22 protein-coding genes are annotated in these 26,587 nt (G+C 39.7%); 3 read left to right on the top strand and 19 right to left on the bottom strand.

Going from position 1 to position 26,587, the window contains the following annotated elements; all coding sequences use genetic code 11:
• Window positions 1-102 precede the first annotated feature (102 nt).
• The 19 genes from ABH09_RS02810 to ABH09_RS02715 all read right to left on the bottom strand — a co-directional run bounded on the left by ABH09_RS02810 (window position 103) and on the right by ABH09_RS02715 (window position 21,405).
• The gene (locus tag ABH09_RS02810) at window positions 103-1,092 is read right to left on the bottom strand and encodes an NAD-dependent epimerase/dehydratase family protein (protein WP_253715123.1); all 990 of its coding nucleotides are present in this window, start codon (window positions 1,090-1,092) and stop codon (window positions 103-105) included.
• Complete coding sequence (locus tag ABH09_RS02805; RefSeq protein ID WP_253715122.1) at window positions 1,089-2,174, bottom strand: glycosyltransferase; 1,086 nt, start codon at window positions 2,172-2,174, stop codon at window positions 1,089-1,091. Before ABH09_RS02805 ends, ABH09_RS02810 begins: the two co-directional genes overlap by 4 nt.
• A 23-nt stretch (window positions 2,175-2,197) precedes the next feature.
• Window positions 2,198-3,178, bottom strand: coding sequence for a glycosyltransferase family 2 protein (locus tag ABH09_RS02800; protein WP_253715121.1), 981 nt, complete (start codon window positions 3,176-3,178; stop codon window positions 2,198-2,200).
• A 16-nt stretch (window positions 3,179-3,194) separates the two neighbouring features.
• Entirely contained in the window at window positions 3,195-4,226 is a 1,032-nt protein-coding gene (locus tag ABH09_RS02795) for an EpsG family protein (protein ID WP_162662560.1), read from the bottom strand.
• A gap of 8 nt (window positions 4,227-4,234) precedes the next feature.
• Window positions 4,235-5,533, bottom strand: coding sequence for a glycosyltransferase (locus tag ABH09_RS02790; protein WP_162662558.1), 1,299 nt, complete (start codon window positions 5,531-5,533; stop codon window positions 4,235-4,237).
• Window positions 5,533-6,855, bottom strand: a complete 1,323-nt coding sequence (locus ABH09_RS02785; protein ID WP_253715120.1) for a nucleotide sugar dehydrogenase — start codon at window positions 6,853-6,855, stop codon at window positions 5,533-5,535. The genes ABH09_RS02790 and ABH09_RS02785 overlap by 1 nt, the downstream gene beginning before the upstream one ends.
• A 39-nt stretch (window positions 6,856-6,894) precedes the next feature.
• Window positions 6,895-7,974 (bottom strand): non-hydrolyzing UDP-N-acetylglucosamine 2-epimerase, encoded by a 1,080-nt coding sequence (gene wecB, locus ABH09_RS02780; protein WP_253715119.1) that lies wholly within the window; start codon window positions 7,972-7,974, stop codon window positions 6,895-6,897.
• Window positions 7,975-7,983: 9 nt separating this feature from the next.
• A complete protein-coding gene (locus tag ABH09_RS02775; RefSeq protein ID WP_162662552.1) occupies window positions 7,984-9,135 on the bottom strand; it encodes an N-acetyl sugar amidotransferase in 1,152 nt (383 codons plus the stop codon).
• A gap of 75 nt (window positions 9,136-9,210) precedes the next feature.
• The gene (locus ABH09_RS02770) at window positions 9,211-10,620 is read right to left on the bottom strand and encodes a lipopolysaccharide biosynthesis protein (protein WP_162662550.1); all 1,410 of its coding nucleotides are present in this window, start codon (window positions 10,618-10,620) and stop codon (window positions 9,211-9,213) included.
• Window positions 10,621-10,627: 7 nt separating this feature from the next.
• Complete coding sequence (locus tag ABH09_RS02765) at window positions 10,628-11,875, bottom strand: CDP-glycerol glycerophosphotransferase family protein (protein WP_253715118.1); 1,248 nt, start codon at window positions 11,873-11,875, stop codon at window positions 10,628-10,630.
• A gap of 429 nt (window positions 11,876-12,304) precedes the next feature.
• A complete protein-coding gene (locus ABH09_RS12895; protein WP_305880071.1) occupies window positions 12,305-12,799 on the bottom strand; it encodes an acyltransferase in 495 nt (164 codons plus the stop codon).
• A gap of 6 nt (window positions 12,800-12,805) precedes the next feature.
• Complete coding sequence (locus ABH09_RS02750) at window positions 12,806-14,044, bottom strand: ATP-binding protein (protein ID WP_253715117.1); 1,239 nt, start codon at window positions 14,042-14,044, stop codon at window positions 12,806-12,808.
• A gap of 218 nt (window positions 14,045-14,262) precedes the next feature.
• Entirely contained in the window at window positions 14,263-15,381 is a 1,119-nt protein-coding gene (locus tag ABH09_RS02745) for a DegT/DnrJ/EryC1/StrS family aminotransferase (protein ID WP_253715116.1), read from the bottom strand.
• 16 nt (window positions 15,382-15,397) lie between these two features.
• Entirely contained in the window at window positions 15,398-16,495 is a 1,098-nt protein-coding gene (locus ABH09_RS02740) for a Gfo/Idh/MocA family protein (RefSeq protein ID WP_253715115.1), read from the bottom strand.
• 27 nt (window positions 16,496-16,522) lie between these two features.
• Window positions 16,523-16,732 carry a hypothetical protein gene (locus tag ABH09_RS02735; protein ID WP_253715114.1) on the bottom strand — a complete coding sequence of 70 codons (210 nt, stop codon included), beginning with the start codon at window positions 16,730-16,732 and terminating at the stop codon, window positions 16,523-16,525.
• Window positions 16,733-16,757: 25 nt separating this feature from the next.
• A complete protein-coding gene (locus ABH09_RS02730) occupies window positions 16,758-17,150 on the bottom strand; it encodes a VanZ family protein (RefSeq protein ID WP_253715113.1) in 393 nt (130 codons plus the stop codon).
• A 268-nt stretch (window positions 17,151-17,418) separates the two neighbouring features.
• Window positions 17,419-17,799, bottom strand: a complete 381-nt coding sequence (locus ABH09_RS02725) for a PUR family DNA/RNA-binding protein (protein ID WP_253715112.1) — start codon at window positions 17,797-17,799, stop codon at window positions 17,419-17,421.
• A 166-nt stretch (window positions 17,800-17,965) separates the two neighbouring features.
• Window positions 17,966-19,888, bottom strand: a complete 1,923-nt coding sequence (locus tag ABH09_RS02720; protein ID WP_253715111.1) for a phosphoglucomutase — start codon at window positions 19,886-19,888, stop codon at window positions 17,966-17,968.
• A 74-nt stretch (window positions 19,889-19,962) separates the two neighbouring features.
• Complete coding sequence (locus ABH09_RS02715; protein WP_253715110.1) at window positions 19,963-21,405, bottom strand: aminopeptidase; 1,443 nt, start codon at window positions 21,403-21,405, stop codon at window positions 19,963-19,965.
• Between the two features lie 206 nt (window positions 21,406-21,611).
• Between ABH09_RS02715 and ABH09_RS02710 the strand changes: the two genes are divergently transcribed.
• The 3 genes from ABH09_RS02710 (at window position 21,612) to ABH09_RS02700 (ending at window position 26,488) form a co-directional block, all read left to right on the top strand.
• Window positions 21,612-22,799 carry a dicarboxylate/amino acid:cation symporter gene (locus tag ABH09_RS02710; RefSeq protein WP_162662529.1) on the top strand — a complete coding sequence of 396 codons (1,188 nt, stop codon included), beginning with the start codon at window positions 21,612-21,614 and terminating at the stop codon, window positions 22,797-22,799.
• A 29-nt stretch (window positions 22,800-22,828) separates the two neighbouring features.
• On the top strand, window positions 22,829-24,589 hold the full coding sequence (gene pyk, locus ABH09_RS02705; RefSeq protein ID WP_253715109.1) for a pyruvate kinase: 1,761 nt from the start codon (window positions 22,829-22,831) through the stop codon (window positions 24,587-24,589).
• A 174-nt stretch (window positions 24,590-24,763) separates the two neighbouring features.
• Window positions 24,764-26,488 (top strand): thiol-activated cytolysin family protein, encoded by a 1,725-nt coding sequence (locus tag ABH09_RS02700; RefSeq protein ID WP_253715108.1) that lies wholly within the window; start codon window positions 24,764-24,766, stop codon window positions 26,486-26,488.
• The last annotated feature ends 99 nt before the right edge of the window (window positions 26,489-26,587 follow it).

The raw sequence follows: 26,587 nt of genomic DNA, 5'->3' as shown, positions 1-26,587 counted from the left end.
ACGCATTTCTTTAAGATCCTATAAACAAAACTATTAGGTACCTCGTAACATTATTGCATCTCAAAAGATTTTGAGCGGTTGTTCTGTATAAAATTATAGGTATTATTCACTATAAAAATTATGCCCTTGAACCTTATCAATAAATTCGTATTTAACCGTATTATATAAACCATCTTTCAATGAAACAGGAGGCCTAAAACTAGTCTTTTGAGTATTAATTGAATCAAAAAGGGTGTTTGCGCAAAATTTTTTTACCCTAATAGAGCTGATAGCTAATTTTTTTCCAGTCATTTTGGCAAGAAGATCAAAACAAAGACCTCCAAAATACCCCAACCAATACGGCCAATGAAAAATTTTATGATGCGGTTTTCCAAGTATAGCATACACCTCTTTGGTAAGAGTATTCATATCAAAGTCCGGCTTATCTATATAGTTAAATAAGTGCTCCCCAGAAGTATTATTAAGAGAAAATTCAATAAAAGCGGCAATATTTTCAACATACGCCATAGACTTTCTGTTTTTTCCATCACCGATAAAAGGAAAAAATCCGGAACTAATTTGTCTTAGAAGATTATACACATTGCCTCTGTTCTGTTCGCCAAAAACAACAGTAGGGCGAATAATTGTAAGTGAGTTATTCGTATTGGAATTCAGCCAAGCACGATACTTTCCCTCTGCAAACCATTTTGTTCTTCCGTAATCATTAAAATAGTTTATTGCCCCCGTCTCGTTCGTATTTAAAGGAGCAAAGCCATAAACAGCAACAGAGCTTGTAAAAATAATTTTTTTTATGCTGTATTCCGAACATACTTTACATACATTTTCGGCACCGTTAACATTCACCTCATCATAGAGGCTCTTAGGTTCAACATCATCACGATGCTCAGCAGCTAAGTTGATAACACACTCGATATTCGAACTTAAACCTTTCTGTAGAGAATCAATATCTCTAACATCAGCAAAAGCCCGTAATTCATGATAATACTTACTATCCTGCTTATCAAGTATTTTAACAGTATGTCCGGCAGCTAAGAGCCGTCGAGTCAATCTTGTTCCGATAAATCCGGAACCGCCTATTATTGCAATAGTCATTCTTCTTTCCTTGTTAGGTTAAAAATTGTTTTATATAACTCAGCGTATTTATGATACATAGTCTCAAAGGTAAAATAATTAAGATATTTATAAACTGATATCTGTTCCATCTGCTTTAATTTCTCTTCATCAGCTAATAACTGATGTATTGCCATAACAGCATCTTCATCGTTTTTCACCAACATTCCATTCGAATCATCTACAAGTTCTGGAATCCCGCCTACAGCAGAGGCAACAACAACTTTTCCTTGAGCCATGGCTTCAAGTATAGTCATCGGTAAACCTTCATAATTCGTCAGCAAAATGAATAAATCACAATACACTAAAAGCGAGCTTGCATCAGGATAATCACCCAACAGTAACACGTTTGGGGGAATAGTATACTCTTGTTGCAGATCATCCAGTGTTTTTCCTGCCGCGCCGCCGACCCACACAAATAAAAAATCTTGCATTTCATGATGAGATGCCACTGTAAGAAACCCGTCAAATCGTTTCTGCGGCGAAATACGAGCAACCGTCATAATAACTTTTTTATATCCACTATTATCAAATGGTCTTAAAACAGCTGTTTTAGGCGACTGTACCCCGTTATGAATAGTCAAAACATTAGTATATATTTTTTCCTTCTTTAAATTCATTTCATCATAACATGAAACAGCAACAATTGCTGCGCAATACCGCTGTAATAGCCGCTCTAATGGTAAAAACACTCTATGACGAAGACGAATAGAGTCAAACCCGTGAACAGTATAGACAATACGATCTTTATATTTTATTCCAGCAATACGACCTAATGCGCCCGCTTTGCTAGAATGCAAATGAATAATATCAGGTCCAAAACATCTAATAATTTTTTTTAATTCAAAATAACAGCGTATGTCTGGAAAGAGGCTAATCGGCTTCACCATTGTTTTTACCGGGTAACGGATAATATCAGGATGTAATTGATCCCATAAATATCCACCAGGCATACTAGCTACAGCAACGGTATTTTGTTCTTGAGCTGCTGCATTTGCTAAAAAAATACAAACGGATTGCGCGCCTCCCAATTCCGTATTCGTTATAATATGCAATATTCTCATCTATACATTCCACCTTACTTACTCTACACAGAATATTTCAAAATTGCAAAAACTATTCGAAGCGGAATGCATCGAGCAATACAGAGCGCTCCATAATTGATAAATCTTCCCGACAATCTTTTATACAAAAAACATTTATTTTGCATGAAAATACTATTTATCTTTCTATCTTTAACATCAGCTTTGATATACGCAACTAAATTAGCTAGATATAAATTTGCAATAAAAAAATTTACTTCTTTTTTAACCGTAGCATAAGCTGTGGAATTTTTTAAAATAGCATCCCGTACAATTTCAAATGACTTCATTCTATCCATACTATAACTTTTATAGCCCTGCATCACAGAGTCAGCCCGTATTTGATAGATAAAGCACAAGCGATTATGATAATACAAACACTTTGCGGCAGTAATTGCTTGTAGCATAAAGACAATATCCTCTCCAATTTTAATGCCATTGGGAAAGAGAATATTATTATCTACGATAAAGTTTCTATCAAAAACACAACTACAGATGTGCCATGGTATTTTCTTTGCAAAAAAATATTTTTTAATTGTATCGTCATATATTTTTGTTTTATGCAGTTTATTGGAAAAAAGATGCTTGACAACTCCATCAAGTCTATGCAGTTCATAACTGAACACAAAGAGCTCTGGCGTTGTATTATCATCATGTCGACTCAAGATACTACGAAAAAAATCTAAGCTACCATCAGTAAGACTGTCATCAGAATCAAAAAAATATAAATAACGACCATGTGATTCTTCTATACCCCTATTTCGCGCAGCAGAAACCCCTTGATTTTCTTGTGAAACGAAACGTATTTCTGAACAACGGTTTGAGAAATCACGACAAATAGATTCAGTGGAATCAATAGAACCGTCATTTATGATAATAACTTCACAATCATCAAGACCTTGCTGTACAAGCATTGACAGCGTTGCAGGCAAAAAACGCCCGCTATTATATGCCGGAATAATAATTGATAATAAAATTTCGTTCATATACTATTTCCATATATCAGAATAACAATTGATACGGTATAACACCATGAGCACCCCGGATGACAACTGTACCAATATAAAAAAGCATAGCATAGGCAACCAATAAAATGCAAATACATTTCTTTTCCGATTTTGCAATTTTTGATATAAAGAGAGGATAAAAAATAATTTCACTAATTTGAAATCCATAGTTCAATCGCATCAAAACATTAGTTCCATTAGCTAGATTTGCTATACTAATTGAAAAGACAAATAGTTTTAGCCAGAATCTCTCATACTGTCCATTAAAGTATTTTGAATAAATAAAGGAAACGATTACAAGAATATTAGGCAGTATCAGTTTAAGCATAGAAAGTTGAGAAGATTTCATAAAAAACTGCGAATCAAAATAGTGTGCATAATAAAAAGAATTCGGTACTACCTTCATAATCACTGTCTGAACAGGGAAAATAATAAATGGCAGTAAAATGCCCCAAATACATATAAGCGATCTTAGTTTAATGTTCTTCAAAAACGGATATATAAGCCCTAGCAGCATTGTATAGTGAAACAAAGAAGCAAATAATGTTATTGCTATAAACTTTAAATACTTCTTCTGAAAAATGTAATCTACGCCTAATAAAAAAATAGAAATCGCCATAATTTGACGAACGACATTATAGGTTATGAAATAATAATTCAATAGTATATACAAAACGAGAGAAAGCATTGGATCTATACTATGTTTCTTTATAAAAAACAACATAAATACATTTGTAAAAAAGGCAAAAAAGAAAACACTAAACGCATAAGGTAATTTTAAATGAACAAATAAGAGATTGATATACTTATACCCAATCTCTATATTATAATTGGAATATCCGTCCTGCAGACTCGAATAAATAGATAAATAATTAAGATAATCAGTACCAATATTATAACGAAAACAAGCCAAAAAGATAATAAAAATCCCCAGGATATACCATCCAACAAGATCCAGCATTCTATTAGTGGTTGCAGCTAAATATAATATTGTGATAATAAATAAAAACTGTAGATAGAATATCATAAAAAGACTTATTCCTGTATTTTAGTTAATTCATTATCAATTCTTGCTTTCCAATCAAAAACATCAGAAACGTTATTATTTTCTCTCAAAAATTGAAAATGCTGTGTATGCAAAAAAGTAGATATGGTATCCGTAATACAAGCCTCTCCATCATCATTAAAAAGGAATATCCGATCTGTCTCTATATTTTTCAAAATAGCGTCAAGATTATCATCATGAAGGGTTATTACAGGCTTATTAAGATACAACGCTTCAAATACCGGATTAGTAACATTTGTATATTTATAGAGCGACACCATGATATGATTTTGATTATATACATCAATCAAGTCATCATGCTCAACAGCTCCATAAAGATGTACATAGGCGGACAATCGATATTTTTCTATCAAACCCTGCAAAGCTTTAATTTCAGAGTCGGAACCATGACCATAAATATGCAAAGCATAACGATGACATTTTAAAATATTAACTAGCTTATGCATTACTTCGATGGATAGATATATCCGTTTCCATCCAATAAGACGTGACAGTGTAAAAAGATTAATCGTCTCAACACTATCAAATGTATTATCTATACGGATATTCGGTTTAATATCTTGAATGTAGTGCGAAATACCATTTGGTTCATACAAAATTTTATCTCTATCAACCCCAAAATAGGCTAAAACTTTATCACCATTTGTCCCATCATTGGTAATCGAACACAAATCAAATTGATTACATAATTTAAATGCTTCAATATCAGTACTATAACGCTTGTAAATAACAGAATCACTAACTTTGTGATAATCGAACCCTAATACTGTTCCTTGGAATTTTGCTAAATATTTAATATTCTTTTGCTTACACCTCCTTTTTACTTTTAAAACAGGTTTCACTGCAAAAACTTCATAAGCACAAATAACCGAAGGATTGAATTTTTTAATTGCATAAAGTAATTTCCGATATAAGAATACTGCTGCAAGATTTGAAGAAAGTATATTCAATTTACCATAAGTAGTGTTGACAAAATTTCCAGACGCTTGTTTATTCTTTTGTTTTTTAACAAATGGTACGAGCAGAAATTTTATTACAGCCGGTAGTATCTGATAAACATGGAGAAAAGTTATATCTGTACCAAATATATCCAATGCTTTTTTTACGTCCATATAATAATTATTGTGTTTTGAGGCAGATGTAATAAATACAATATGATATTTTTTAATATACTGTTTCACTGTCTCTAATAAAGATTGATTCCCAATACGATTAAAAAATAGAGTCGAAACAATAATCATTACAGGCTTGTCAACATCACTTCTCATTACAGTTTAAAAACCTTCCCATCTTCAATGTGGACACTTTTTACTGCATTGCGTAAATCCACCACTAAGCTCGATTTTGCTACAATATGCTCAATATCAAAACATGAATGATTGGTTGTAAATACAACGCAATCTGCTTTAGATAATAGGGCATCAGTTAAATCCGTACCGACCCATTTTTTTCCGTGATCGTCAATACATTCAGGGATATACGGATCATGATACAGGACATTTGCTCTTTTTTTAGCACATTCTTCCATAACAAGTAAGGCAGGGCTTTCACGCGGGTCATCAATATCCGGCTTATATGCGACACCAAGGAATAGAATTGTTGCACCATTCATTGCTTTTTGCTTGCGATTAAGCGCATACATAATCTTATTCATCATTTTATGCGGCATCTGATTGTTGATATTGCCGGCAGTATTTATCATTGTTAAATCGAAATTAAAGCCTTTTGCAATATGCTCAAGATAGAACGGATCAAGCGGGATACAGTGTCCGCCGATACCGGGACCGGGATAAAAGGCCTGAAAACCGTAGGGTTTCGATTTTGCAGCGTCTATCACTTCCCAAATATTAATATCCATTTTACCCGCTAAAAGAGCTAGTTCATTGATAAGTGAAATATTGATAAGCCGATAGGTATTTTCAAGTATTTTAACCATTTCCGCCACGCGGGGACTTGAGACAGGATAGAGATGCTGAATCGCCTTGCTGTAGAGAGCAATTGCAATTTTCTGAGCATCTTCGCCTAAAGCACCAACTACTTTCGGCGTATTATCAGTCTTATAATCTTTATTTCCCGGATCAACCCGTTCGGGACTAAAACAAAGCCAAAAATCTATACCTTCTTTTAAGCCTGATTCTTTTTCGATAATTGGCTTCATAAAATCTTCGGTGGTTGTCGGATAGGTAGTACTCTCAAGCGAAATAAAAGTACCTGCTTTCATATTTTTTCCAATATCTATACAAGATTGTTCGATAAACTTCATATCAGGTTTCTTAAAATGATCAAGCGGTGTCGGAACGCAGATAATGACCGCATCGCATTCTTTAATTCGAGAAAAATCAGTTGTTGCAGAAAGCTTTGTTGTTTCTTTTACTACACGGATTAAATCTTCATCTTTTATATCACCGATATAGTTTTTTCCGGTATTCACCAATTCTACTTTTTTAGAGCTTTTCTCAAAACCCAAGACTTGTACATCCTTTTTTGCAAAAGACACGGCAAGCGGCAATCCAACATACCCCAAACCGATAACACCAATAACTTCGGTATTACTCTCAATTTTCTCTATGATTACGTCAAAGTTTGGCATAATTAAATCTCCTATAGTCTATCGTATTCTTTTTATATATCAGTATTGACATAGTAAAACCTTCATAATCTTTTCTGCCGTATGCCCATCACCATAAAGCTGAGGATAATTCTCTGGAGTATGAATATTCCCAATAGCTGATATGATTTTTCCAGTATCAGCGCCCGTGAGTGTATTCCAGCCGGAAGAGACAAGTTCAACCCATTCGGTAGTGTCACGCATAGTGATACAAGGCTTTTGAAAGAAAAAAGCTTCTTTTTGAACACCGCCTGAATCCGTAAGCACGGCAACACAAGCTTCTTCATATTTAAGCATTTCCAAATAACCGACCGGGTCGATAAGTGTAACATGTTTTCCAAAATCCAACCCATGTTCTGTTAATATTTTTTTTGTGCGAGGATGCACAGGGAAAAGAAACTTGCTTTCTGATAGTGAATTAACTGCATTTACAATACTTTTTAAGCGAACCGGATCATCAGTATTTTCTGCCCTATGAATGGTTAACAAGATAAAATTACTCGGTATTTGTAATGGAATATTTTTTTGCCGGTAATAAAGCGAGGCATCATACATAATATCACCCGTTTTGCACACAGTCTTATTATCCGCAGACGGTAAACCACCCGTAGAAATAATTCCTTCCTTCTTAAGGTTATCTATCGCTGTATCTGTCGGGCAAAAAAGCCATGTTGAAAGATGATCAGTAAGTCTACGGTTTTGTTCTTCCGGCATTACCATCATATAGGAACGCAAACCAGCTTCCACATGCGCCACCGGAATATGCAACTTACTCGCAGCTAAAGCTCCAGCTAACGTAGAATTAGTATCACCATAGACAAGCACTGCATCAGGCTTGAGTTCTAACAGTAATGCCTCAATCTTTTCGAGCATTAGACCGGTCATTTTACCATGAGAACCGGAACCAATATGTAAATTATAATGCGGCTGAGGAATATCCATTTCAGTAAAAAATATATCGCTCATATTTTGATCATAATGCTGACCGGTATGAACGATTGTCTCTTTTACACCAAGTTGCGGATTGTTCCTAATATAGCGGCTTAATACAGCCACTTTGATAAATTGCGGACGAGCGCCAATAATTGTAAGAATGTGCATAGTCATTTCTCATTTTGAGATAAATAAACTTCGCAAAAACCGCTTTAGCTTTCTTAAAAAGATCAATTTACTAGGATTCGTCCAAACATCTAAGAAATAAGATGTTTTATAATCAGTATGCTGTTTAGGCGGACTCTGCAAAATTCTATCAAATTCTTCTCTCGAAATTTGTAATTTATCCAATACAAAAGCTATATCATTCTCCATTTGCTCTTTATCATAAGCAGGTTTTTGATATAAACTCAAGGCATCATCACGAGTCAATTGTCCAGAAATAATTAAACTTGATAAATGCGAAGTACGCTTATCAACTTTAAATTTTTCTTTAAACCAAACTAGCTGAACAACTTTTGTCAATACATTCTCAAGATGTTTTGCTTCATAGTATGTAAAACCGGAAAAATCATGCAATTCTTTAATAGCACGTTCTTTATTATAATCAATATAATCAAGAGGAGTAACCGTCTTTAAATGTAATATTCGGTTATCTATCATCCGCCGTTGCCAAGAGATTAACGGTAATTTATTAATCGGTTTTGTGCCAAATAATTTGTGGATAGCCTTAATATGAACGAGATCATACGCCGAATGAGTATTTCCAGATTGTAGAATAGATTCCAAGGAAAAATTCTGTCCCGATAAAAAATATTTTATTTTCTTTTTTCGAGCAAAATCATACAAAGCAGCAAACAAGACATTATCTTGTGGAATAGCCAAATTAGGTACTTCTGCATATAAAAAAGCTCGATTTAAATCCAAAAACTGCTCTGGATCAGGTTTAATGGTAATGAGTGTGATATTGGCTTTTTCCACCAAATATTTAATATTTTTTTTTGCCAACTCGGTATCAAAGCCATCATCAACATGCACAGCAAGGATTCGCAATCCCCATTTAACAGCTCCCAAATATGCAAGATATGCAGAATCGAGCCCACCTGATATGCCCATGAGACAATCAAATTCTTTGCCTCGTCCGGCATTTTTTAGAACGGTCAATAATTGCCGAAGTTTTTCTTCTCCCTCTGTATTTGGAAAATACCGATATGGTTTTGCTGCAAGGGCCGCGATACAATAATTACAATTCCCGTCTCTATCAAACCGTATATTAGCATCGGATACATTATCCATGATACATCTATTACAGCGTTGAAATTTGATCATATATTTATCCTCCTCCTTTATAATCAGTAAGTAATCGTATTCGCCGATAATTTACCTACCAACTCATAGGCACATCTATCTGGAATACATATAATTTAAACATTTCCAAATCCACATCTTTAATAATTTTCTGTCAATAATCAAGACCATTATTAAAGCAACAGCTGCAGATAAAATTTCAAAAACCTTACAATCGACAAAGGTGTTAACAAAGGCAACAGCCCACAAAATTAAAAAATAGATACTTGCCTTTACAAGCTTGAATTTCATTGGATACAATCTTATTGAAAAAAATGTACGGACATAAAAATAACAAAGATATACAATAGAAATTACCATTGCCGCACCTTTTGCGCCGAATTTTGCAAGAAAAACAAAATTTAAACCAACCGCAACCACATCTAGAATAATAAAAGTATATGTTTCGTACATCATCTTTTTCTTAAAATATATTCCAAGATTAGAAACTTCGGTTATTGTATACATGACAGGTAAAAACACCAAAAAAGGCATAATATGTGCAGAAGCCGAATACTGTCGGCTCAGAATAAGCACAATAATATCTTTAAATATAATTAGTAATAGTGAAACACTTATCAGAAACAATAATAAATTTTCAAAAACGGTTTCATACAAAGAGGTATCATCTCTATGTTTTTCATAATGTTCAAAAGCGGCAGGAGTCCAATACATCGAAAACCCTGACTGTACAAGACGCAAAGCCGCTATAATTTTAAAACTAACGCTATACAAACCGAGTTCATAAAAAGTAGAAAACTGCTTTAAACAATATTTATCAATTCCATCAAACAAAGTGGATAAAAAATGAGCCGCAACAAGCGGAACCGAATACAACAACACTTCTCTTATACCGACACTTGTAATTCTAAATTTTGAAAACCAAAATTTATGCTCAATAAGAATCGCGATAATCGATGCCACCAGGTTGGAAACTATTCCTCCGTATATTATTGCAAGATATGATTTTTCGAAACACAACGAATAAATAATTATTGTCATGGTATTGGTTATAGAAAGAAAAAAATTCAGGAGAGAAAACAACAATGCTTTTTGCTGCATTCGTATCGTTAAAATCGAATAACGCTGGATTAATCTAAAGAATAAATCAATACATAACAAAACGACCAAATACGGAATATCTTTATCAAAAAAATACAAAGACACCCGATGTGAAAAAATCAATAATCCTGTACATAAAAAAATAAAAATACAAAAACATGGGAACAAACAGCTCCACAACAATATATATCGATCGTCGCCTTTCTTTTCATAAAAGAAACGCATAAAGGCCTGATCAGTTCCGAAATTAATTATAGGGAAAAGAAAAACTGCGACCGTAGAAAAAAGAGTTGCAACACCAAAATACTCGGGTATGATAAAATAGGTAACAACAGGCGTTGTAAAGAATGATACGGCAGCAGCAGCAAAAGAGCCGATGGAAAATTGCAATAGTTTTTTTAACATATATCACTCATTCTGCTATTTTTTTGCAAATAAAATCATATACCCTATCACCTGTTTTTCCGTCCGTATATTTAATAAAAAGATTCTTAACATCATTATAATGCTTGTCATTCTTATACGTTTTTCCGTTTAATTCATTCTCAATAGCAGCATACAATTCCTCTTCAGTATAAGCAATCTTCCCTGCACAGAACAATTCTACAGGATTATAAGACAAGCCTCTGTTCCTCTCATATTCTTCTCGGTCAGAAAAATTAAACACAACAGGCTTACCGGTAACCAAAAAGTCAAAATATATTGATGAATAGTCGGTTATTAACAAACAAGCATAAGGTAAAATATCATAAAAAGTATAACATGAGGACGGTTTATAAATCATAATATTAGAACATCCATCCACACCAGTTAAAACATCATCCAACATACCGACATGAGATTTAACGAGCAAAATAGCCGAGTTAACATTTAATAAAGTATTTAATTTCGTATAATCATCGCAACCAATAATAGCTTGATGTTGTTTTGCCAGTTGACCATCTCTATGCGTAGGAGTATACAGAATAATATTTTTAATTTTCTCATCAATTCCCATCATCTTTTTTATTGTTGGTTTATCAAAACGCGGATTCACAATATTATCATGACGGATAAATCCTAATACTTTATAGTCAAAATACGGCACATGTGATGCACACATATCCATACGAGACGCAAAATCGGAAGAAGCAGCTACATATTTTTTTGTTTGCATTCTTGTTCTTTCATTATGCTTAGCAACATCAGATTTAAATGGGCACGCATAATAATTCAGACATATATCAATTTGAGATCCTTTTTTTACTAAAAGAGGTGACATAACATCAGGAGTAATAATTATTTTACATTTTAAAAAGGCAAAATAATATCTTATATAATTTAAAATACATTTGTGCATTTTAGGTGAAACAATCGGAAGCAATTGTATATATTTTAATTGTTTTTGGAGTTCACAACAATCTTTATAAGTAACATCATTCAATATACTAAGATATATTTTTTTAAATGGCGCATCAATGACGTCATGGCATTCCAAAAGGTAGTGCAAAAAAAATAAAACGTTATCCCCTGTATAATTCTTTATACTAAAACTTTCACGCAAAGAAGAATCTTCAGGAATTATAAATAAAAAATCATTCCGGCAGGGCAGCCATCCTAAAACAATTTTGAATACGAATTTACACGCTTGCTTTAGACAGTATTTTAAATTCAAAATCATACCTACATCCTTTTTTAGAGATAAATAGCAACATTTTCATATAAAAATAAGTATTACAGACACACTTCATATTTTATATATAGAATATATTCTATAAAATAGTTTTACTAATAAATATTTTTATTATATTAGCAGTTCTACTTTTATTATACAAGTTTCTATCATGCTCTATTCAACTTTCTATATTCAAAATAAAACCGTTAGTCATGACGCATAGAGCCAAGAGGAATATACTTAAAATAAGAAAGCGGAGATGCACATAAGTCCATTCGTAGTAATACCACAAGGTTCATCCCGCATAGTAGAATCAGTAATAACAAATAATTGACCATTTTTAATGGGAATAAAAAACAAAATATATTTAAGCGCTTTCAAAAACATTCTTTTCATAAGTTGTTTAAAACACCCCAATTTTTGTTTTGTCATCTTCTATTCCTTAGCCCCCGCTGCATTCACCGTGCCATGCACCCGTGCGGGGTTTCCATAAACAAGGGCATACGGAGGCACATCTCTTGTTACTACACTTCCTGCACCGATTAACGCATATTCGCCAATGGTTACGCCGCAAACAATCGTAGCATTGGCACCGATAGAAGCTCCTTTCTTAATCACCGTTTGTTTATACTCATGTTTGCGTTCAATAAAGGCACGAGGATTTATGACATTGGTAAACACACAGGAGGGACCGCAAAATACATCATCTTCTATTACAACATCATCGTATAGCGAAACATTATTTTGAATCTTTACACCATTGCCGATAATTGCCTTACCGCCAATATTGACATTTTGCCCGATCGAACACTTTTTACCGACCTTAGCGCCGCTCATAATATGGGTAAAATGCCAAATTTTCGTTCCCTCGCCTATCTCCGCACCTTCATCCACATAACTCGATTCATGCACAAAATAATTCTTTTCCATTAATCTTTAATATTCCTTACTCAATAAAAAATCGGCAATGTAAAAATGCCTCACACCTTCTACATTTTCCTGCCAAAATTCATCCATCGTTACGACAAATTTAGGATATTGATCGCGGATTTCCAAAAGAGGAGAAAACTCACGATTGACGGTTTCCTGACTTTCCAATTTATAGGCAACTTGAATATAGAGCTTTGCGCCGTGTTTTTCTGCAATAAAATCAATCTCTTTTGCACCGAGCTTACCGATATATACATTATATCGCCTACGCTTTAGTTCCAAAAAAACGATATTTTCCAGTATGCCGGAAATTTTTTGATCGGTATATCCTAAAATAGCATACAAGAGCGATACATCACTTAAATAAAATTTCTCCTGTGTTTTGAGCAGCTCTTTCCCTTTTATATCATAACGACGTGTAGGATACAAAACAAAGGCCGCCTCAAGCGCATTCAAATAATTGTATATTGTATTTACATCAAGTTTACGCTTCTGATTTTTAAAATAGTCGGCAACATTTTTACCGGAAAAGCTATTGCCGATATTATCAAAGGTATATTTTACCACCCGCTCCAGCAGTTCAATATCACGAATATTAAACCGTTGGATAGTATCGCGGAGCAGTATCGAAGCGTAAATGTCTGATACAATTTTATATGCTTCTTGCTCTCCGTAATCCGCGGTATGGATAACTGGGAAACCGCCTTTCCGCAAATAGGTTGAAAAAGCGTCCCGCTGCGTCATGTTCCGCTGCGGAAAGTAATAAGCCTGAAACTGTAAACATTCTGCAAACGACAGCGTATATATCGGAATTTCAATATAACGGCCTGCAAGATAGGTCGCCAATTCCGAGGATAACAGCCGAGCATTGGAACCGGTAATATAAATATCCGCATCAAAGTCTACCAAGCAGGAATTGATGCATTTTTCCCAGCCCGCTACTTCTTGAATTTCATCAAACAACAGATAAACACGCTGCTTCGGCTGAACCCGTTCAACAATATACCGGTATAAATCCTCAGCGGTTTTAATCGTTGAAAAGGCAAAACTTTCAAAATTGACAAAAATAATATGCGCCGCATCGACGCCTTGCGCAATAAGTGCATCACGCAGCAAAGATAAAATACCGGACTTCCCGCAGCGACGCACCCCCGAAAATACCTTTATAAAAGGCTTTCCGATAAAAGGAGACACCTCCTGCAGATAATCCAATCGTCTGACTATAGTTTTTATGCTTACATCCATAATCCCCCCCCCTGATTATTGAATTAAATTTAAAGATATAAGCATAAGAAGTCAATACAGAAACAAGTTTTTATAGCCATAGCTATAAAACTCAGAAAAAAAACAGTATTTTTATAGGTATAAGCATAAAAGTATTATATCTTTTTCTTCAGTTAGGCGCATTACTATCCAAAACAATCCCATGCAGGCAGTATGCCTATCTTCTTTAAAAAATCGCCCTACCGCTTATAAAATTCCTTTATTGCGTCACAGGTATAGGAAATTTCATCCTGAGTCAGTTCAGGATACATCGGTAAGGCAAGTACGGAAGCACAGAGTTTTTCCGCAACAGGGAAGTCGCCTTTCTTGTAACCGAGATACTTAAAACACTCCTGTTCATGCAGACACTTGGGGTAATATACCGTTGTGCCTATACCTTTTTCGGTGAGATATGTCTGTAACTCATCCCTGTTTTCAGCAAGGATATTGAATACATAGTATACTTCTTTTCCTTTCGTTTTTACGACGGGAAGTTTTATCTGTCCGATATCTTTTAGTAAAGCCCGATATTGAGCTGCGTGTTCAGCCCGTTTTGCAATCGCATCATCAATATGCTTGAGCTTAACATTCAAAACGGCTGCCTGTAAGCTGTCGAGCCGCGAGTTATAGCCGATATAATCATGGTGATACTTTTTTGTCGCTCCATGGACACGCAAACTCTTGGCTTTTAGGTAATATTCTTCGTTGTTCGTAACAATCATGCCGCCGTCGCCGTAACCGCCGAGCGTCTTTGTCGGGAAAAACGAATAAATCCCCATATCGCCGATAGTTCCGGACTGATGTAAAACGCCGTTATACATATCCTGCATACCGAACGCTTCTGCAGCGTCTTCCAAAACACGAAGATTATGCTTTTTCGCAAGCGCCATGCAGGCTTCCATATCCGCCGTCTGCAAGAATAAATGCACCGGCAATATGCCAACCGTCTTTTTTGTTATACGCTTTTCCGCATCTTTCATATCCATACAGAAGGTATCTTCATCAATATCGCAAAAGACGGGCTTACCGCCTAAGCGGGCAATACAGGAGGTTGACGCAAAAAATGTAAAAGCAGGGGTTATAACCTCTGCGCCGTCTTTAAACCCGAGAATATCGGACGCAATTACCAATGCATCACTGCCGTTAGCAACGCCGACCGCATATTTTGCACCGGTATACTGTTTTATGCCTTCTTCTAAGCTTGCTACAGCTTTTCCCAAAATAAAGTCACCCATTTCAAGCACGGAAGACAACGCTGTATCAAATTCTGCTTTTAGATTCTTATATTCTCTTGTCGCTGTATAAAAAGGTATATTCATTATTTTTCTCTCCTCATTAATTAAAAATCCCCTTCATTTCCAGCGTTGAAAAATCGCAGGGCAGCGTTACCGGCAATCCGGTTTTTTGGGATTTATAAATGGCCAAGATAATCTCTAAGGCTTTTTTGCCTTTTTCGCCCGAAACAAGCGGTTCACGATTATGCTCGATTGCATCGATAACATCTCTGAAAAGAGCTGTATGCCCAAAGCCGTACACCGTCGGAGGGTCTTTTTCATTGGGATTCAGCACCTTCTCTTCCATATCACCGACCTGTTCCGCATCGGCAAAACGCCATGTTTCCATTTTATTAACCGCAAGCCCGCCAATCACAACAGCCCCCTCGGAACCGAATAAACTCAATGTTTCGTTTAGATTTTTCGGATACGCATCGGCAGTTCCTTCTATTATGCCGACAGCACCGGAAGCAAATTCTACAATCGCACAACCGAAATCTTCTGCATCAATCGGACGGATAAAGCGACGGGTTTGTGCCTGTACGCGGACGGCATTTTCTCCCATCATCCACTGCAAAAGGTCTATCCCGTGCGTGCACTGGTTCATCAGAGTGCCGCCGTCCTGTTCCCAAGTACCACGCCATTTTGCTTGATCATAATAACTTTTATTCCGATTCCAGCGCACTTGGATCATTCCGTGCAGCATTTTACCGAAGCGCCCTTTTTCGTATGCTTCGCGTGCTTTTACAACCGGTGCATTAAAGCGGTTCTGAAAGCACACTGCCAATGTTTTGCCGTGCTGTTTTGCCGTATCAATCATCACTTGCGCATCAGCCGTAGAAAGTGCCATCGGCTTTTCACAGATTACATGCGAGCCATTCTGCAAACAATGTACTGCAATATCCTTATGCTTACCGGATTCGGTTGCAATCGTTACCACCTCCGGTTTACACGCTGCCAGCATTTCCTTATAGTCGGCAAAGACTCTTACTGCTGCATTCGACACTGCTTTAGTGTATTCAGCTTTTTTCTCTTCTGCCCGCTCCACCAAAGGATCGCAAACGGCAACTAAGTCAACCTTATCCTGCATCGCAACGAAGGCTTCAATATGCTTAAAGCTAATACGGCCACAGCCGATTAATGCTATCTTATATTTCATTCATATACCTCTCATTTTTATCAATACTCATTGTACATCACCGACAAGATTTCGTTTAAAAGCATGCTCAAGAATATACGTTTGCCCGCGCTTATAGATGGGGTAATAATCTTCATACCAATAAAGAGCAGTCATAGTATGCCTATGCAGCAAAGCACTTTCCTTAGGCATTGCAAGGATGATTTCGGGTTTAGCGTCAAAAAAAGCGGTAAGCTTTTCTATAATTGCGGCATTCATTCACGCTCTTTTTTTTTCCTAAAAATCAAGTTTTCACGCAGAATTTTACCATCCCCAGACGTACAAATACCGCTAAAACCGCTCCGGTACAGTCGGCAAACCAGTCATATATGGAAGCATCGCGCCCGGGAACAAAAATTTGATGTATTTCGTCGGAAATACCATAGCAAGCAACAATACAGCAGACAATCGTACAGTATTTGAGCGGTTTTCCAAGCCACTTATCGGTAGAAAACCAATAAGAAAGCGTAAAAGCGAAGCTCCCGAAAGCACATGCATGTAAGAACTTATCCAATCCGGGAAAAGAAACGGTCTCCGGAATAGGCAGCTTTGACTGTGCAGAAAGGAGAAAGATAACAACAGCGATACAAATCGACATACAGCGCATACCGCAAGCAATACATTTCTTCAGCATCATTATTAAAACCTCTGAAAGACAATGAGAGCACACCTCACCATTAACATAGCTGCCTTTAATTTTAACAATTTTAAGCATGCAGTATGTCGCACTATATTAAATGACCGCCGTTGCTTTCCGTGCCGCCGAAACAGGCTCCAGTCCGCATAAGGCTGATAACCGCAAACGGTAGAAATATACACCAAGTCTAGTCTAAATGCAAGCTATAACTTTGGAGGTTTCCCAGCCCTGTTCTTGTCAACATACCGTTTGCGGGATGCGTAACAACCTATTCTGTGCCGTCTTTTTTGACGATGCGTACCTTTCGCGCCGATTTTGTGCTTGTGTTCCGTTTATTGATGATTTTCTTTTTTTCTACGCCGGCTGTTTCCGCAGAAATGTTCCGCTGTTTTTTCTCCCGTTTTTCTTTGAGCTGCTCTTTCCGCTTTTTTTCAATAAATTCAAGGCTTTCGTTAAGCCCCTGCAAAAAGGTTTGCATTTCATCCTGAAATACGACAATTGCATGGCGGTCAAAACCGGCGCCATCGGTGTTTTTGCTTTCGACAATCTGCAAAAAAACATCACCCAACCGATTCTCTTTCACATTAAAAAAATATGTCCGGTTTTCTACCGGAATTTGAGTGGTAAATAATTCTCCTCGAATTCCCATTCTGTTATCCTTCCCATAAATTCGACAGCCGAACAAAATATCAATTTTGGAGGCAGGCGAATTCGTGCGCGAAAAGCGCACATGTTTAATAAGCAAGTTTTCGAAAGAAAACTTGACGGTTAACGAGGCAGCCTTACTGCGGCTGCCGAAGTTATACCACCTTCCCTTAATTTTTTGCCGATACCGCCGCATCGGCTTTGCGTACCATATCTCCCTGCCACTGCACAAGATATTCTTCCGCTGCCTGATCATATCCTTTGATGTCCGCCATAATGCGGAATACCGGTTCGGTGCCGGAACCGCGCATCCAGATAAAGGCAATCGGAGTATGGCTTGCATTATAGAACTGCACTTTGAGGCCGCCTTTTGCGGAAACCCCAAAATCCCTGAGGTTTTCTGAGCAAACCGTTCCATTATACGCAAATACTTTACAGGCTGCTATACCGAATCGGTCTTTCAGCAGCTGTTTTTTATCCGCCCATTCCTGCATAAAAATCTTTTGATATGCCGATTTCAGTGCGGTATGGTCGGTCGTATGGATATGCATCAGCGCCCGGGCTTCCTGCGTCGGGGTAGTCCAATAGCGGGGAAGCGTTGCAATAATATCCGCAAAGGTAAAGTCTTTCCGGTACTTTGCCGTTTGCCCCGACCGCTCGCACCAGATACGGAACGGGCAGGAGCGGTCAGGCATATCCTTTATGAGCAGGAGCTTGCTGATTGCAAAGAGCGTATTCAGCGGGTCACGCACGGCGGCAGGGTACGTAATATTCCCCCCGTTGGAACCTTCGCCGAGTATCCGCACTTTATAACCGTACCGACGTGCATCTTCCGCCCGGTTTACTACATTGGCTTCGCCTACTTCCGCATAAAACACTTCCGCATCCAAGGCTTTTGCGATTTCGTTAATGCGGAGCGAAGTCGGTCCGTTGACGGTAACCGCAAGTGGCGCGCTGATGTTACCGCTGTAGTGCAGATAACTCAGTTCTGCGATGACCGACAGGGCAAAGACTTCCTGCGCTTCAAGGATCAATGCTTTTTGCTGCGCTTCATCCCAGTAAATGATATTGCCGCGGTCTCCGTCGCAGTCGGGCATATAGCCGAACAACGTATTCTCCGCCTGTGCGGGATTGCTCCGGTGCAGTTCTTCGATTTTGGCTGCACAGGTTGCAAGGTTTCCTCCTTCGGGAACAATACCATGGACGATATTTCCGGCCTTTTCCGCAATACCGACAAGCTGCATACCGAGCTTTTCAAAGAAAGCCCGATCAACCGAAGCGGCGCGGGCACTGCCGTTAAAGTCTGCAACCAGCGTAAAGGGCTTACCTGCTGCCGCAAGCGCGGTACATTGAGTGCAAATGCCGTCAAAGAACCGTGCTTGTTCCGCCGTGTCTTTTGAATCGGCAATTACTTCCTGTAAAAAGTTTTGATAGGCGGTAAGCGCCGCTTGTTTGTGCGCCGCTTCTGCTTCAAACACCGCTTGCGCCTGTGCCGGGGCGGCCTGTTTGCGCAGGACAGCTGCGGTATCTTGGTGGGCAGCGGCGCATTTTTGTGTGAATAAGGCTATAAGTCGCGCGGATTGACTTCCGTCCAGTACGCCGCCGGTATCCAACCCGAACTTAAAGCCGTTATGCCCGATGGGATTATGGCTTGCAGAAATATACATGAAAGCCGCCCCTGCGGAACGTGCATACGCCATAATCTCCGGCGCCGCGGCTATCCCAACCGATTGTATCGCTAGTACAGCCGAGCTTGTTGCCGCAGAAGTATTCCTAGCGGCTGTTACTATGGGCGCATCCGAACCTGTTGCCACGGAAGCGGCTGCAAATGCAGTTACCGCCTCTTTTAAAAGCGCTGCTCCGGTGGGGCGGCTGTCGCGGGCTATGACTACCGTGCGGATTGCCGGAAACTCCGCTTGTAAGAATTCCGCAAATGATTGAGCGGCAAAGAAAACAATATCGCGGTCGGCAGCGGAAATTTCCGGCGCTCCATCGTTTTCGCTTCCGGATTGAGCAAACACTTTGCGCCAGCCCGACGCCGATAAGATCATCTTGTCAAAAGCTTGCTGTAATTCAGGGTATGCTGTATTCATTGATATTCTCTCGTATCGAAATCGATTAACCGGAAACCTCTAAAAACTACAGCTTTTAGAGGTTTCGCTTAGCTTTAATGTGCCTGTAAAAACGCCTTGTAGGCTCGGTATGCCATTAAAAGGTCGGCTTTGCTGATCAATTCGATGGGGGCATGCATCGACAATACCGGCACTCCGCAGTCTACGACTTCCGTTCCGTACTTAGCGAGGATATAGGCAATTGTGCCTCCTCCTCCGGCGTCGGTCATGCCGAGTTCCGCCGTCTGCCAGACAACATTGTTGGTATCGAATAAATGCCTGATCTTTTGGAGATATTCGGCGTTTGCGTCATTTGAGCCGCCCTTGCCGCCGGAGCCGGTGTATTTGTTGATGCAGATACCGTTGCCGATAAACGCCGAATTGAGCTTTTCAAATACGGATGTAAACGCGGGGTCATAACCGGCGGATACATCGGCAGACAGCATACAGGAATTGGCAAATGCGCGGCGCACACCTAAATCGCAGGGCGCTTTTTGCAGGGCGGCAATCTCCGCGACCATGTTTTCAAAGTAGAGCGCTGTCATGCCGGTATTACCGACCGAACCGATCTCTTCTTTATCGGCAAAGAGGGCGGCGGCAGTCTTTGCAGGAGTCCCCGAAACTTCGAGCATCGCTTTCAGTGTGGTATAGGCACATACGCGGTCATCATGGCCGTGTCCTGCAATCATCGAGTTATCAAGCCCGACATTCCGTGCCTTTCCTGCGGGAACAATCTCAAGCTCCGCAACGCGGAAATCTTCTTCGGTAATGCCGTATTTTTGATTCAAGATTTTTAAGATATTTTCCTTAACCGGCGATGCCTTATCTCCTTTTTTATCCTCTTTAGATTTGTCTTTTTTCTTATCATCCGATTCATCCGGCGTTGCAGGTTTCATATTTCCGACCAGTACGTTAAGCTGCTCGGCGGTAATCCCTTCGGCCAGCGTTTCCTGCAACTGCTTTTTTGAAAGGTGAATCAGGAGGTCGCTAATAAAAAGCACCGGATCGTTTTCATCTTCACCGATGCAGATTTCAACCTTCTTGCCCTCTTTGGTAAAAATGACCCCGTGAATAGCGAGCGGAATTGCAGTCCACTGATACTTTTTGATACCGCCGTAATAATGGGTCTTTAAAAACACGAGGTTTGAATCTTCATAGAGCGGCATCTGCTTGACATCAAGGCGCGGGCTGTCGATATGAGCGCCGACAATATTCATACCTTGCATGATATCCTCGCCGAGCACCATCATCACAACGGACTTATCCTTATTGTTGAGATATACCTTTGTACCCGCCGGCGCTTTTCCGCTCTTTATGACCTCTTCAAGCGGTTTAAAACCGGCTTCCTTTGCCTGCCGTATGATATGAGCGGCGCATTCGCGTTCGGTCTTTCCGCTGTTTAAAAACGAGATGTAGTGTTGAGAAAGCGTTTGCATTTCGGCAAGTTCGCTGTCGGTGAGCTTTTCCCATGCTGTTTTGGCTTTATACGTGAGTTCCATAGTGTACCTCTTATTGAATTTTCATCAGATGGAGCAGTATATACTATTGAAGGGAATTATAAAAGAGGTACATCGCGGCGCCAGAATATCAAAAAAAACTGGACAAGTGAAATAAAGTCAGTTACACTATAAAAAGATAGACGGACACCTTTAAAAAACCGGTCAGCTTTTAGAGATGTTCGGACACTTTTAAAAAGGAGTTTATTGTGAGTGCAAAAAAATTAGGTCTATTGCCGCGTCTTGTTATTGCAATCGTTGCCGGTATTTTAATCGGTAACTTGACGCGCTCCATCCATTTGCCGTTGCCTGTTCAGATTTTGGCAACCTTTAACGGGGTATTCGGCAACTTTCTCAGCTTTATCATCCCGCTGATCATTCTTGGATTTGTCATTCCGGGTATCGCGGATCTGGGTTCCGACGCAGGAAAGCTGCTCGCTATCACTGCCGGTATTGCGTACGGTTCAACGCTGCTTGCCGGTACGTTGGCCTTTGTAACCGATTCCATATTCTTCCCGTTCTTTTTAAGTTCTCATGCGGATGTTTTTTCCCATGCGAACCCTGAAGATGCGCTGCTGCCCGGCTTATTCGGTATCGATATGCCGCCGCTGATGGGCGTTATGACTGCGTTGATTTTAAGCTTTGTTCTCGGTATCGGTATCGCGGTAACCCGTTCTGAAACATTAAAAAATGCAGCACGCGAATTTCAGAATATCGTTACGAAAGTTATCGAAGTTATCATTATTCCGCTGTTACCGCTCCATATTTTAGGCGTGTTTACCAACATGACCCATGCGGGACAGGTTGGGCTTATCCTCAAGGTATTCATCAAAGTATTTGCAATCGTCATTGCACTGCACGTCATCATGATACTTATTCAGTATATCATTGCTTGTACCATTGCAAAACGGAATCCCTTTACGTCGATTAAGACGATGCTACCGGCGTATGTTACCGCATTGGGAACTCAATCATCCGCAGCAACCATACCGGTAACGCTCGCTTCCGCAAAGAAAATCGGTATTCAGGAAAAAATTGCGGACTTTGTTATTCCGCTCTGCGCAACCATTCATCTTGCAGGAAGTACTATCACCCTTACCAGCTGCTCGATGGCTATCCTGATCCTGCACGGACAAACGGCAAACGCCGGCGTTATGCTTCCGTTTATCGCAATCTTGGGTATCGCAATGGTTGCAGCCCCCGGTATCCCCGGTGGCGCCGTTATGGCAGCGCTTGGCTTTGTTCAGTCCATTCTCGGCTTTAACGACACAATGAGTTCATTGATTATCGCGCTCTATATTGCACAGGACAGCTTCGGAACTGCATGTAACGTAACCGGAGACGGCGCAATTGCCATTCTAGTGGATGCCATCTCGAAGGATAAGAAGAAAGCGTAAAGACATACTTTTATTCGATAGGAGAAAAGATGAAAAAGACAAAGATTGTCTGTACTATCGGTCCCGCTTCCGACTCGGAAGAAATACTGCGCGAATTATTTAAGGCAGGGCTCAACGTATGCCGCCTTAATTTTTCGCACGGTACGCATGAAGAGCACCAGATCCGTATCGACCGTATCAAGAAGATTCGACAGGAACTCAACTTGCCGATTGCGATTATGCTGGACACCAAGGGGCCGGAAATACGGCTGAAAAACTTCGGCTGCAATTCCGTACAGCTGAGCAAGGGACAGCAATTTACGCTTACCGTACGTGATGTTGTCGGCGATGAAAAAATATGCAGCGTAACCTATAAGAACCTTGCGCAGGAAGTACAGCCTAATAATCGCATCCTTATAGATGACGGCTTAATCGAACTGAAGGTCGAGCGGATCGATAACGGCACCGATATTATCTGTACCGTCATGAGCGACGGCCCCGTATCGAATCATAAGGGCATCAATATTCCCGGAGCAAAAATCAACCTCCCCTTTCTGAGCGAACAGGATATTTCCGACTTAAAGTTCGGCGCTCAAAATGAGGTTGATTTTGTAGCAGCCTCGTTTACCCGCGGCCCTGCGGATATTTTAAGCATCCGCAAGGTCTTGGAGGAAGCGAATGGGAACAATATCCATATTATTGCGAAAATCGAAAACCAAGAAGGCGTCGACTCCATCGACAAGATTATTGAAGTTTCCGACGGCATCATGGTTGCTCGCGGCGATTTAGGTATCGAAATTCCGCCGGAAGAAATTCCGCTTGTGCAAAAGATGATTATCCGCAAAACACTGAAGGCAAGTAAGCCGGCGATTACGGCAACCCAGATGCTCGAATCAATGACGCATAATCCGCGTCCGACGCGGGCGGAGGTTACCGATGTTGCAAACGCCATCTTTGACGGAACAAGCGCCATTATGCTTTCGGGAGAAACGGCTGCGGGCAAATATCCGGTAGAAACCGTTAAGATGATGCACCGCATTGCCGTTACAACCGAAAATTCGTTAAACTACGACAAGATTATGGGGGCGGTTGCCCGGGAGCATTCTTTGACCATTACGAATGCCATCGCACACGCAACCTGTTCTATGGCGTTGGAAATGAATGCACAGGTTATCGTTACCGCGACCTCTTCGGGAGAAACGCCGCGGGCACTTTCAAAATACAAGCCCAAGGCGCCGATTGTTGCCGTAACCCCCTATGAAGCAACTGCACGCCGGTTATCACTTAACTGGGGGGTATATCCGATTGTCACGTCCTATTTTAAATCGACGGACGAAATGTTTGAACAGTGCATCAACGTCGCAAAAGAGAATGGGTTTGTACAAGAGGGTGAACTCGCCGTGCTTACCGCCGGAGTTCCTATCGGACTGGTCGGTTCGACAAACTTGTTGAAAGTTGAAACCGTCGGGAAGATATTGCTAAAGGGTAAGGGCACCGGCATTCAGTCGGTTGTAACCGGCCGAGTAAAGGTTATCCGTTCCGAGCAAGACTTACTGACCGACTTTGCGGACGGAGACATCATCGTAACCCAAACGACCAACGATTTAATGAATTCCTTTATCGAGCGGGCAGGCGCCGTCATTACCGAAAACGGCAACTTGAGCGGACACGCCGCCTTGATGGGAATGAACTTGTCGAAGCCGACTATCGTAGGCGCCTCCGAGGCAACAAGCATATTAAAAACAGGCGATATTATCACGCTGAACGGAAAAACCGGCGTCGTGATAAAAGGAACCGCCGCTATTTATTAAATTAATTTTACAGCTTTTTCTACACACTAAGGCAACCGAATTGGAGATATCTCAGGCGGTTGCCTTATTTTTGCACGAAATTTTTTAAAATTTTTTATTTTTTTCTCCGAATTTCAAGCCATTTTACATTACGTGCTTTATAAGACAGACAGCATCAACCGCAAGGAGGTTTTTATGCAGCAACAAAAACGAGTAAAGCTCGCAACATGTATGAAATGGAAATCACTGTTGTTCTGTCTTGTACTATTCGGTATAACGGGGTGCCAACAACCGACAAAACCGTTAGTGAGGGAAATTAAAACGGACAAATCGGTGCAAAAACCTGCAAAACCGAGTAACGGAAACAGCGGTAATTCCGGTAACAGCCAAAGCAACGAGCAAGAGGAATTTACTTATAAAGGGCTTGATATTCCTAAAACGCTTGCACGATCGCCGCAGAGATTGCGCGAAATGATTTTTCAAGGGCGGCAGATTAGTGAAACGGAGCCGCAGCTTAATGCCCAGGGTATGGTGGTAAAATACATCGAAAAAGAAGTTGAGCATGATATTTCGGCTGCCTTTGATGACACGCTCATGCTTGATCCTGCTCAGAACTCAATCTATCCCGGTTCCGTTCTGCGTGGCGATAGTCTTGATAAAGAGAGCTACCGGGAAATTACCGAAGGCAATAAACGAAAAGCGACGATCTCATTCGATTTACAAGGAGTAAAAGATAAAGAAGGTAAAGATGGAAAAGCAGGGATTACGTCCGACGCAATTTTCCCGAATTTAGCATCATATAGAGATCTGCGCAATAGAATCCTCAGTCAAAGTATTACATACCATGCCTCTGCCCATTCAAGCTATGAAGAGATGGAGATTACCAATGAAAAAAGCCTTGAAGCACAGCTTAAAATAGGGGTTGGTTTCGGTGCAGCTGGAATTAAAAGCAAAATTGCAGCAGGCTTTAAATTCAAAAATGGAGACCAAAAGGAACGGCGCCTTATCAAATTCGTTGAAACGTTTTATACCGTCGATGTAAATCAAGAAGCAGCTCCGCTTATGATCAATATACCGCGAGCAGCCGTAGGCGACAGAATGCCGGTATATGTGTCGTCGGTTTCTTACGGACGAATTGCATATCTTACTATTGAATCCGATCAGGAAAAATCAGAGCTAAAAGCCAATCTCGACACAGTATTTAAAGTTACAACAGCAAATCATGCCGAAGCCGACATCGATCTGGCAATCAAAAAACTGGAAAAAGGAACGACGATTACCATCAATATTATCGGAGGCGGCAGCGAGGCTGTTACCGATCTTAGACAGTTTCAAAAATATATTGTAAAAGAGGGATTTTCTGCAAAGAATCCGGGGCAGATTATTAAGTACCAATTAAGATTCTTGGACGATAATGCCGTCGCATATATCAAATATAGCGAAAAATACAAGACGGTAGAACGCATTGAGGTACCGACAAAAGGATACAAGGTAACCGCAACGGTAGAAAATATACATTATACAGGCCATAAAACTATAGATGTTATCGGTAGTATCGGCATGCAGCCGTTTGATAAAGACAAGCTGCGGCAAGCGATCTTTAACTACAGTAATACGAAACCTCTGCCAAAATTAACGTGTACGTACATGAAAAAGGTACAGCCTCAAGCGCAAACAAATAATATTATTGTATTAAGCGAATCTTCTGTTGTTCAGCTTTCCTTCAATATAAAGGGCTATGTAAATGGTGTGCAACAAGTTTTTGTAAGCAATGAACAGGGGAATAATTCTATGCTGCTTACGCCTAAGGCAAGCGAACTCAAAAAAAGTTCCTTGCAATATTTTACGCTCTATCACAAAGATAATCCGAATGAAACGCTGGTGTTCGATATTCGGTTTAAAGTTGAAAAAGAGAGTTAACAAGAAAAGGGCGATACACTACTTTTAAACAACCTGTGCAAAGTTTTATCCAAAATTTTGCACGGGTTTTTCAAAAGCAGGCAGGGCAAACACAGCAAA

The organism is Treponema sp. OMZ 803, assembly GCF_024181165.1.
GTDB lineage: Bacteria > Spirochaetota > Spirochaetia > Treponematales > Treponemataceae > Treponema.
Note: the sequence above shows the minus strand (reverse complement) of the source record. Positions and strands in the feature narration are given on the sequence as shown.